General features: G+C 62.4%; 1 protein-coding gene. It reads right to left on the minus strand.

What is annotated here, in order from left to right; genetic code table 11:
* The coding region (locus AC1DUU_RS27710) for a hypothetical protein (protein ID WP_476786558.1) at positions 1 to 3,018 on the minus strand (3,018 nt) is incomplete at its 3' end.
* Between the last annotated feature and the right edge of the window lie 3 nt (positions 3,019 to 3,021).

A 3,021-nucleotide genomic window follows, 5' to 3' on the forward strand; every position in this document is an offset into this window, starting at 1 on the left:
TTCGAAGATCGTCCGGAAAATGCCGGGCGCGATCACCGACAGCGGATTGACGTGCAGCTTGGGCGCATTGGCGTCGCCCGAGAGCTTGTAGGTGACGCCGATCAGGCCTCGGTCGCGTCCATTGCCCAAGATGACGCCGACCAGCGGCAGCTCGCCGAAGATGCGGTTGAGGCCATAGGCCGGCATGAAGGTGCCGGTCATGTTCATCTGGCCCTGCTGATCATAGAGCACGCCCTGGAAAGTGGTGCCGATCAACGGCCCGCGCAAAACGCCGTTTTCCAGTGCCAGGAATTTTTCGCGCTTGTCGATCTGGGCGAAGCCGCGTTCAAATCTTACCCTGGACACGTCAATGTCCTTGCGCACCGCCTGGTTGAGGCTGCGGTCGTCGCCAGCGGGCTTGCTGGAGACGATCGAGGCGAGCCGTGGTTCGTCGACCACAACGAAGTCGCGCACGTCGACCTGGCCCTTGAGCGGCCCGTCGCCCGTCGATTCCAGCGCAAGCGCCAGGCTACCGCCCTGCATGCGGGCATAGACATCGAGAAAGCGCAGGATGGCCCCGGCATCGGCGGAACGGACATCGAGACGCCGCCCACCGCCTTGCAGCGCGTTGCTGACGGTTATCAGTCCGCCGGAGCTCGCAGCCGCGTTGACTTTCAGGCTGCCGACCTTCGATCCGGCGCCTGAATATTCAAGAGTGACGTTGGACAGTTTTTCGCCGCTGAAACCGATCAGCGTTGCGACATTGGCGCTGACGGAGACCGAAGATCCACCCGTCGATTTGCCGGCCTTGTCGGTATCCGCCATGAATTGCTTGATCAGCGCACGGGCATCGAGCGAATTGCCATTAACCTGAACCGCATAACCCTTGCCCGACCGCTTGATCTTGACCGAGACGTCGTCGTCGCGATTCAACTTCACGTCGTTGAAATTGGCTGAAGACAGGTTCGTATCGGCGAGTGAAATGTCGCCCTTGATGCTGAAAGTCTTTCCGCTCAGGTTGAAATCGGACAAGGTCGAGCGCGCACCGTCGCGTTTCATCACGAACGAGACCGTGGCCGGAATGCCGGGGCCCTTGCTCCAGCCAACCCACGGAAGATCGAGGCGGGCCGCGGTCAGGTCGGCGACGATGTTGCGCTTGCCTTCGGCCAGTTGTTCGACGTCGACCTTGATGGTGCCCGACAACAAGTCGGACAGGCCGGGAAGCATTGCATTGCGCGTCTTGTCGTCGAGGACGAGTTGGACATTGCGCTGCTTGTCGATGCTTTCGTCGCGTAACGGCTCGACGATATCCAGCTCGGCAGGGACGCCATTGAGCTTACCGTTGGCCACGATGACAGCCTTTTCAGGGGTGACGGTGATCGTGCCTTTCGCCTCCGACAGTTGCTGGCCATCAAAAGGCTTGGCGACCGCCAGACCGTCATAGTCGAGCGCTACGGTCCAACCGAGCTTGTCAGTGTCGATGCCCTTGGTCAGGGGAATGTCCGCCTTGACGTTGCCAGTGACATCGCCCGTCAACTCCTCCGGCAGGATGCCGACATGGCGCATGGCGTTGATCGGCTCGTAGGAGGCGAGTTCGGCAACCGCGTCGGCGCTACCGGCGACATCGATGTCGAGCGCGCCGAGAACCGGCATGATGTTGGCCTTGACGACTTTGAGCGTGCCGTTGCTCGCCGCCACCGTGCGACCGCTGGGCATGAAAACGGTGCCTTGCGACAGTGAGACATCGACATCGTTGCCGTGGAACTCGACAATACCCTTGGCGTCGCGGATGGGCGGAATGCGGCCCGCCGTATCGAAGCGCGAGCCGTCGATCTCGAACCGGCCGAAGACCTCCTGCGACGTGAGCGGCACGCCGTTACCGAGCCGGTCCGGCTTGACATCAAACCTCACGTTGCCGTCGACGACGCGACCGCCATACAGGTTCTGCAACACCCAGAGCCGTGCATTCTTTGCCGAAAACCACGGCCACAGCTGCTTCACATGCGCCACCGACATGTTGTGGACGTTGAAAGCCACGAAGATACCAGGAGCCTTGCCGTCGACGAACTGCACCGACGCCTTGCCCAGCGCCTCTCCGCCCGGGCCGGACTTCACGCCGATCTGTTCGGCGGACAGCGTCTTGGTGACCACATCATAGGTTCCGGCGACGCGAGCAAGGAAGCTGAGCGCGGGCTCGGGCGACTCGCTGGGTGCCAGGCGCGACTCGCGGCTCATCAACTCGAAACGGTAGGCCGGATTGTCGCTTGCCACGCCAGTCGCCGGGCGCGGGCCGACAGCACCGCTGAAATCAAAGGTTGAGCGATCGGTGGTGACCAGGAGTTGGCGGACGTCGAGCTTGTTTTCCCCATCCGCAAGCCTGAGGTCGAGCATCACGTCGCCGACAAGCTGGCCGCGTTCTTTGAGATCGAGCGTCGACTTGCCGATCGACCCCTTGGCAATCAGCTCCGAACCACCGGCCCCGGTGCCCTCGCTGCCAGTGATGACAAGGGCGGCCGAACCGATGCGACTGGCCTTGGCCGCCGGGATATTGGTCATGCCGGCGAACGGATCGGTCATCGACACGGTGGCGTCGAGCGATGCAATACGGTCGGCACCTACTTCACGTTCGGCCGAGGCCGCAAGCTCGACATCGCGGCCGTCGACGTCGAAGTTGGCCCCTATCCGCAGCTTGCCCGATCGCGTCTTGGACAAAGACGACTGAACGACGCGAACGACCTTGACCTCGCCGCCCGAGGGCAGGACGAAATCGACATTGGACAGCGCGATCTCGCGCATGGCGTCGTACTGGACCGCATCGAAGCCGCGGTGAATGCCGCCGAACGTCTCGCTCAAAAGCTTCTGCGGATCGATCAGGCCATCTGGGCTGCGCAGCACCGCACTCCAGTCGGAGCCGCCAGTTCCGGGCATGGCATCAACGACGATGCTGGCGTCGGAAATCTTGGCGTCGCCGAGGCGCACTTCGCCTTTCAGCAATGGCAGCAGCCGAATGCCGAATCGCATCATTCCGGCTTCAGCCATGGC

Source organism: Aminobacter sp. P4_H6_2, from assembly GCF_056400805.1.